The following is a 7,840-nucleotide window of genomic DNA, read 5'->3' on the forward strand; positions in this document are numbered from 1 at the left end:
TTGGTTCAGTGTCGCTTCGCCATTGATAACGTTAACGAAGTCGTACACAACACGACGCTCACAACCCATGATTAAATCTAGGTTACGCAGACCGATATCAAAGTCGATAACTGCGGTTTTCTTCCCTTTTAAAGCTAAGCCTGAGGCAATAGCTGCACTGGAGGTCGTTTTGCCTACCCCGCCTTTACCTGACGTTACAACGATAATGCGTGCCATTTTGTTTTCCTTTTTATTTCTCTTATATTGCGAGGACATCAACGTGTAATACATCGTTTGCCATACTGAACATGGTTTTCTTCTGCCAGTACTCGCTTTCAATTTGATCGCTGAGCCAGTAATTTCCAGCAATGGAAACCAGCTCGGCTTGTAAATCATTACAAATTATTTTTGCTTCAGTTTGACCACTCGCGCCTGCAATCGCACGACCGCGTAAAGTACCATGGATATGGATGCTGCCATCGGCTATGACTTCTGCGCCAGCACTCACATGGCTGAGGATCAATAGATCGCCATCTTTTGCATACACTTGCTGACCAGAACGAATAGGCGTTCTCACCACTTTTATCGGAGCCATCTTCGCTGGAGCTTGAGAAGGCGATTTACTGGCTGTCATCACTGCAAAACCAGCTTCTTTCGCTAGGTTCTGCATACGTTTATCCGAACAACCAGCCACACCTACTGGGATCATGCCCGCTTGAGATATACCCTCTTTCAGTTGCACAAAATCGATATCACCCGCGACTTTGCTAATATTGATAACAACAGGCGCAGCAGCGAAAAAAGTGGGAGCTTGGTTTACTTTTTCTTGAAGAAAAGACACCGCATTTTCGACTTGATCATCGGATAAGTGCAAAACAGATAGCGTAAAACTGCTACCTTTTAGATCTGGATTACTAGACATCGAAAACTACAGGACCTCAATAGCGGATTGGTACAATTTCTTTATCAATAAAATAAAGGGCGTTGCCTGAAACTTGGTTTATCATGTTATATTCCCAAACCAAGCACAGCAAGTAATCTTGTTGTCAAATGAACGTTTTGTTCCCAATATTTCCCTTAACATAAACTATTGATCTCGTAAGTGAGAGTTTTGTAGTCATAAACAATAAAAAGGTTTGTCATGCTGTGTTCTATATATAAAAGTTCAAAGAAAGAAGGAACATACCTTTATATCCCTAAGAAGGATGATTTCTCACAAGTTCCTGACGCATTGATGCAAATGTTTGGTAAACCTAGTTTTGTAATGGTAATTAAAATGGATGGCCGTAAACTGGCGCAAGTGAACATCGATAAAGTGAGAGAATCACTGAACACCGATGGTTTCTTTTTGCAGGTTCCGCCACCACCGGTTAATGAACTTGAACTTCATAAAGAGCGTAAAGCTCAGCAAAACGTTCAAGACGAAGAGTGATAGCTACCTTAATTCAGGGAGGAGTGATCGTTGAGTAAATTTTCGAAAACCATATTGGCTGTGTCGGCATTACTATTGGGTAATAGCCTGACGATTGGTTCAGTTCAGGCTGAAGAGCTGAGCTTTGAGCAATATGTAGAGAAACTAAAGCAGCAAGGCCGTGCAGAAGGCATCTCTGAAACGATCATTGATCAGGCCTTTGATGGTGTGACGTTTAAGCCAAGAGCGGTGAAAGCCGATAAGAATCAACCTGAGAAAAAACTGACTCTGGATGAATACATTCCACGCGCGGTTCCAGATTGGAAAGTGAAGCAGGCGAGATCGCTTTATAAGAAGCATTATTCAGCGTTGAAGCGCATTGGTGATGAATATGGTGTTCAACCAAGATTCATTGTCGCGCTATGGGGTGTTGAGAGTAACTTTGGTAAGTTCACGGGTAACTACAGTGTTATTGATGCTCTCACAACTATGGCCTATGAAGGACGTAGAGAAGCCTTCTTCCGTAGCGAAGCGATGGCGGCGTTGAAGATTCTTGATCAAGGCCATATTGCACCACAAGAGATGAAAGGCTCTTGGGCTGGTGCGATGGGACAACCTCAGTTTATGCCAAGCTCATTCTTAGCTTATGCCGCTGACGGTAACGGCGATGGCAAGAAAGATATTTGGGGTACTGAAGAAGATGTATTTGCTTCAGCGGCGAATTATCTCAGCCAATCGGGTTGGGATGACAAATATACTTGGGGCCGTCAGGTTCACGTACCGTCGACTGTGTCTATTGAAATGCAAGGCCGAGGCGAAGACAAAGCGAAATACTTAAAAGAGTGGTCTGAACTCGGTATTAAGCGCTTTGACGATCGCCCACTACCAACGCTTGATGAAGATATTAAAGCTTGGCTAATTATGCCAGACGATGAAACTGGCCGTTCTTACCTCATTTACAACAACTACAATGTGTTAATGAAGTGGAATCGTTCTTACTACTTTGCGTTGGCAGTTAGCCACCTAGCAGACAGAATTAAGTTTGATTAATCGACCTAATTTGATTAATGGCCTTAATTTGGTTATTAGAGCTAATTTGGTTAACAGATTTAGGTCGCTTTGAATAGCATTTGGCCTACCATAGGCAGAACGAACTAAAGGACTCTTCGGAGTCCTTTTTCTTTTATATTTCAGAGATTTTTAAAGGTGGCCTTGTGCTAACAGATAGAGCCGCACAGATGGTGATATTCCATGCGTTAATCAAGCATGAAGGCTTTACCAGTGCAGCAAAAAGTTTGAATGTGTCGGTGTCTCACATCAGTAAGCAAGTTGCTTTGCTCGAGGATTCGATAGGTATCAAGCTGGTGCAAAGAACCACACGCAGCCTGACACTAACTGAAGCAGGGGAAGTGTTCTATCAGCATTGTGAGCAGCTGTTCAATACGGTGAAAGCGGCTCAAATGGATATGGATAGCCAGCGTGACGACATTTCTGGAATATTCCGCATAGGCTTGTCTCAGTCATTTGGCACACTGCATATCATTCCAGCGATTGATCAGCTCAGACAGCTCTATCCGCAGCTGAGAATTGAAGTGCATTTGTTCGATTACAAAGTGGATATGATTGAGGAGCGCTTGGATCTTTGGATCACCAATAATGAAGACCTGCCAGAAGGTTATATAGCGCAGCGTTTAGCCGACAGCCAATTTGTGGTAGCCGCATCACCGGATTATCTGATTAAAGCTGGCACTCCTCATGTGCCATCTGATCTGATTGACCATAATTGTCTTATCTATCGCAGCCGTGAACGAGACTACACGTCATGGGCGTTTGATAACGGGCAAGAAAACCTCAGTGTCAAAGTGGCGGGCGATTACTCGGTGGATTTAGCTGAAGCGGTACGAGACGCAGCTGTATCTGGGTGGGGTGTTGCTTATTTGGCGACTTATTTAGTCAAAGAGGAGTTTAGAACAGGCAAGTTAATCCAAGTATTACCAGAATGGAGAGCCAGTCAGTTGATGCCATTCTATGCCGTCTATCCGAGTCGAAAGAACATGCCAAAGAAGCTTTCAGCAGTGATTGAGTTCATCAAACAGCATGTTGGTTCGCCGACGTATTGGGACAAAAACCTCAAAACTTGCGTTGAGCTGCATCGTTAATTGTTTCCTAATTCATAAATATAATTTCCATATGGAAAAAGTATGCTTTTTGAACAAGTTAATCCATTAAAATTCAATGCTTTAATCTAACCTTGGGCAAGTTGCTGATAATCCCAACATCACATTAACAACCGCACCTTGCCGCAAACGATTTCCTCTATACAATGCGTCGCCTTTCCTACCTACAACTTTTAGGTTGACGCATATGGCTTCCCTACTTGGAATTATCACTATTTTAGTAGCCGCTTGGTTACTATCTACGGACAGAAAAAATATCCCGCTAAGAACTGTCTCTTTGGCTTTCTTACTGCAAATCTCATTCGCGCTATTGGTTCTTTATGTGCCAATGGGTAAAGAAGCGCTGAATGCAGCTACTGGTGCGGTGTCTAGCTTGATCAACTACGGTCAAGAGGGGATTAACTTCCTATTCGGTGGCCTAACGAATAACGGATTTGTTTTCGCTATTAACGTTCTCGGCATCATTATCTTTTTCTCTGCATTGATTTCAGGTTTGTATCACATCGGCTTTATGCCAAAGGTGATCAACATAATCGGCGGTGCTTTGCAGAAGTTTCTAGGCACAGGTCGTGCGGAGTCACTATCTGCAACGGCAAACATTTTTGTTGGCATGATCGAAGCGCCATTGGTGGTTAAGCCTTACCTAAAACATATGACGGACTCACAACTGTTTGCTGTGATGGTATGTGGTTTGGCTTCTGTTGCTGGCGGCACGCTAGTGGGTTATGCATCGCTGGGTGTTGACCTAAACTATCTGATCGCTGCGGCATTTATGTCGGCACCAGCCGGTCTATTGATGGCTAAAATCTTAGTACCAGGCAGCCCAGAGGATGTTCAAGAAAATATTGAGTCTGGTGTAGAGATTCCACGAGCAACAAACGTAGTTGAGGCAATGGCAGATGGGGCTATGTCTGGACTTCGTATTGCCGTTGCGGTGGGTGCGACACTTCTAGCCTTTATCAGTGTGATTGCGATGCTGAATGGCTTGTTAGGTATTGTTGGTGGCTGGTTTGGCGTAAACCTAAGCTTCGAACTTATCCTAGGTTATGTGTTCGCACCCGTTGCATGGCTGATCGGTGTACCGTGGTCTGAAGCTGTGGTTGCAGGTTCGCTGATCGGTAATAAGATTGTTGTGAACGAATTTGTAGCTTTCATCCAGTTAATGGACGTAAAAGATGCACTGAGTGAGCACTCAAAAGCGATCGTTACTTTTGCACTATGTGGTTTTGCTAACATCTCTACCATGGCGATTCTGATTGGTGGTTTGGGTAGCTTAGTTCCAGAGCGTCGCTCTTTCATCTCACAATATGGCTTCAAAGCGATTTGTGCGGGTGTGCTTGCCAACTTAATGAGCGCTGCGATCGCTGGCGTGGTGCTTTCTCTGTAGCTAGATGATAAGTACAGAGTGGATGAGTCAGTCACTTTATTTCCCCTATAGTAAAGTGACTGATTAATCACACTAATATTCGGTTAGCATGAAAAAGAGAGCCTATAGTTTAATGACATAGGCTTTCTTGTTTCAGCAAATAGGTTTGTATCACAAGGTGTGGTGCAAATTTTTTAGGGGCACAAATGGATTTGTCGATTACTTCTTCTTTGGCGTTAATTGGACTGCTGTCTTTAACGTGTCAATTGTTAGGCTGGCGCTTACGTCTTCCAGCTATTCTTCCTCTTCTTATTGTCGGCCTACTTTTAGGTCCCGGTCTTAACATCCTTAATCCCGATGCCATTTTTGGTGACGTGCTATTTCCGCTGATTTCATTAGGTGTCGCCATCATTTTGTTTGAAGGTGCATTGACCCTGAATTTCAAGGAAATAAGAGGTCATGGTCGCATGGTGACGCACCTAGTGAGTATCGGCATGTTGATTACATGGGCGTGCATTGTCGTTGGTGCTTATTACTTTGTGGACTTCAGTTGGCCATTAGCCGCGCTGTTTGCTGCCTTAGTGGTGGTGACGGGTCCAACCGTTATTGTTCCCATGCTGCGCAGCATTCAGCCCAAATCTTCGTTAGGGAGTATCTTGCGCTGGGAGGGGATAGTGATTGATCCGATTGGCGCCCTGTTTGCTGTTCTTGTTTACGAATACATTGTCTCTTCAGCCGATCCTACCAGCCATGTACTGTCGGCCTTGGGGCTGACTCTAGCCATCGGTTTAGGCTTAGGGATCATCGGCGGCTATTTGATTGCCAAGATGCTGAAAGGGCATTGGGTTCCGCACTATTTGCGTAACGTGGCTGTTCTAACGTTGATGTTGGCGGCGTTCTCTTTTTCTAATGATCTGAGTGAAGAGTCTGGCCTATTAACCGTGACCATCATGGGTATCTGGCTCGCCAACGTGAAAGGGTTGGATCTTGAAGATATTATAGAGTTCAAAGAGACCCTAACCGTGTTACTCATTTCCGCCTTGTTTATCTTACTGGCGAGTCGACTCGATTCTGGGACTTTCCTCTCGATAGGTTGGGGCGGAATTGGCTTATTAGCGGTCGTCATGCTGGTGGCTCGTCCTCTGAGTGTGTGGATCAGCGGGATCGGCACGGATCTTACCTCAGCAGATAAATGGTTTTTGAGCTGGATGGCGCCTCGCGGGATCGTTGCTGCCGCAGTTTCTTCTCTGTTTGCTATCAAACTTCAAGAGAAGCAATTGATTGAAGGGGCTGATTTACTGGTTCCCATGGTGTTCTTGGTCATCATAGGCACGGTTGTGATTCAGAGCCTAACCGCGAGTTGGTGGGCGAGAAGGTTGGGTGTGACTCAAGAGAAGGCACAAGGGGTTATCTTCTTTGGTGCGACTCATTTTTCACGCCAGTTTGCCAAAGTGCTGGCGACACACAACATCAACAGTGTACTTGCCGATACCAACTGGGAGAGCATTCGCTTAGCGCGTATGGATAATCTGAATGTTTATTTTGGTAACCCAGCCTCAAATCACGCGGAAAATAATCTGGAATTGGATGGGATAGGGCGCGCCATGATCGTCTCGCCTTATCGTCAAACCAACCCATTAGTCAGTATGCATTATCAAGATGAGTTTGGTGAAAACAAGGTGTTTGAGCTTGAATCGACAGAAACTAAACACGAAAGGCATTCAGTGAGTCGAGATGGCAACAGAAGTCTGTTTTCGGAAGGAATTACCTATTCCAAGCTTAACTCCTTGATGGCTCAAGGCTGCCAAGTAAAGAGTACAGGTTTGACCGAAGCGTTTGACCTTAATGAGTTTAACGCCCTGTATCCTAAAGCGATTCCACTCGGTGTGATTACTGGCGGTGATTTCCGTTTAGTGACACAAGGTTCTGATTTGGAAAAACTGGTATCAACGGAGTGTGCGATCATTAGTTTATCGCCGCCTTCTGAACAGACGGAAAAAGTCGAGATATCAGATAAGTAGCAACGAGCACTGCATCAAAAGCGAGTTGCCCTGATTCAAAAACGAATAGCTAAGTATCAAAAAAGCCGCAACGTTTTCACGCTGCGGCTTTCTAATTTTGCTCTAGCTTGTTTTACTCTAGGGCGAGGCAATTCATGCCAACGGTATTACTATCGAAGCTGTCATTGCGGACTATTTCGAGTGAAACTGCTCACAAGCAATCATTGTGTTCTCAATTAGGCTTGCTACAGTCATTGGACCAACACCACCCGGAACTGGTGTGATGAAGCTTGCGCTCTCTTTCGCGACATCGTATTCAACGTCGCCAACGAGTTTGCCAGATTCCAAACGGTTGATGCCTACATCGACCACAACAGCCCCTTTCTTAATCCAAGCACCAGGAATGAAGTTAGGCTTACCAACGGCTACCACAACAACATCTGCTTGACGTACATGACCCTCAAGGTCTTTGGTGAAGCGGTGACATGTTGTCGTCGTACAACCGGCTAGAAGAAGCTCTAACGTCATTGGGCGACCTACGATGTTTGATGCGCCAACCACAACCGCGTGTTTGCCACGTAAGTCGATGTTATAACGGTCAAGCAGCGTAATGATGCCTTTAGGCGTACAAGAGCGAAGCTTAGGCATACGCTGAGCCAAACGACCTACGTTGTATGGGTGGAAGCCATCAACGTCTTTTTCCGGCGTGATGCGCTCAAGAACTTGAGTGCTATCAATACCAGCTGGTAGAGGAAGTTGAACAAGAATACCGTCAATCTCCGGGTCTTCGTTCAGTTGGTCTACCAGTGTTAATAATTCGTCTTCTGTCGCAGTGGCTGGCAAGTCGTAAGATTTAGATACGAAGCCAACTTCTTCACATGCTTTACGTTTACTTCCTACGTAAACC

General features: G+C 44.9%; 8 protein-coding genes. 5 read left to right on the plus strand and 3 right to left on the minus strand.

The window, feature by feature from the left end; all coding sequences use genetic code 11:
• A partial coding sequence (locus tag AB4653_RS05100) for a P-loop NTPase (RefSeq protein ID WP_372103481.1) occupies positions 1–216 on the minus strand: 216 nt, incomplete at its 3' end.
• 22 nt (positions 217–238) lie between these two features.
• Entirely contained in the window at positions 239–901 is a 663-nt protein-coding gene (minC, locus tag AB4653_RS05105) for a septum site-determining protein MinC (RefSeq protein WP_009848497.1), read from the minus strand.
• A 219-nt stretch (positions 902–1,120) separates the two neighbouring features.
• Between minC and AB4653_RS05110 the strand changes: the two genes are divergently transcribed.
• The 5 genes from AB4653_RS05110 to AB4653_RS05130 all read left to right on the plus strand — a co-directional run bounded on the left by AB4653_RS05110 (position 1,121) and on the right by AB4653_RS05130 (position 6,954).
• The gene (locus tag AB4653_RS05110) at positions 1,121–1,411 is read left to right on the plus strand and encodes a YcgL domain-containing protein (RefSeq protein WP_009848496.1); all 291 of its coding nucleotides are present in this window, start codon (positions 1,121–1,123) and stop codon (positions 1,409–1,411) included.
• Positions 1,412–1,441: 30 nt separating this feature from the next.
• Positions 1,442–2,440, plus strand: coding sequence for a lytic transglycosylase domain-containing protein (locus tag AB4653_RS05115; RefSeq protein ID WP_009848495.1), 999 nt, complete (start codon positions 1,442–1,444; stop codon positions 2,438–2,440).
• Between the two features lie 188 nt (positions 2,441–2,628).
• Positions 2,629–3,549: a LysR family transcriptional regulator gene (locus tag AB4653_RS05120; RefSeq protein ID WP_009848494.1), complete on the plus strand. Its 921-nt coding sequence runs from the start codon at positions 2,629–2,631 to the stop codon at positions 3,547–3,549.
• A 205-nt stretch (positions 3,550–3,754) separates the two neighbouring features.
• A complete protein-coding gene (locus AB4653_RS05125; RefSeq protein WP_009848493.1) occupies positions 3,755–4,954 on the plus strand; it encodes a NupC/NupG family nucleoside CNT transporter in 1,200 nt (399 codons plus the stop codon).
• A gap of 185 nt (positions 4,955–5,139) precedes the next feature.
• The gene (locus AB4653_RS05130) at positions 5,140–6,954 is read left to right on the plus strand and encodes a sodium:proton antiporter (protein ID WP_009848492.1); all 1,815 of its coding nucleotides are present in this window, start codon (positions 5,140–5,142) and stop codon (positions 6,952–6,954) included.
• Positions 6,955–7,125: 171 nt separating this feature from the next.
• Here the strand turns inward: AB4653_RS05130 and folD are convergent.
• The coding region (folD, locus tag AB4653_RS05135) for a bifunctional methylenetetrahydrofolate dehydrogenase/methenyltetrahydrofolate cyclohydrolase FolD (protein WP_372103485.1) at positions 7,126–7,840 on the minus strand (715 nt) is incomplete at its 5' end.

The organism is Vibrio sp. 10N.222.48.A3 (genome assembly GCF_041475345.1).
GTDB lineage: Bacteria > Pseudomonadota > Gammaproteobacteria > Enterobacterales > Vibrionaceae > Vibrio > Vibrio tasmaniensis_A.

Coding starts and splice junctions, on each gene's coding strand:
- AB4653_RS05120 (WP_009848494.1), top strand. CDS start 2,629: ATGGTGATATTCCATGCGTTAATCAAGCATGAAGGCTTTACCAGTGCA.
- AB4653_RS05110 (WP_009848496.1), top strand. CDS start 1,121: ATGCTGTGTTCTATATATAAAAGTTCAAAGAAAGAAGGAACATACCTT.
- minC (WP_009848497.1), bottom strand. CDS start 901: ATGTCTAGTAATCCAGATCTAAAAGGTAGCAGTTTTACGCTATCTGTT.
- AB4653_RS05130 (WP_009848492.1), top strand. CDS start 5,140: ATGGATTTGTCGATTACTTCTTCTTTGGCGTTAATTGGACTGCTGTCT.
- AB4653_RS05125 (WP_009848493.1), top strand. CDS start 3,755: ATGGCTTCCCTACTTGGAATTATCACTATTTTAGTAGCCGCTTGGTTA.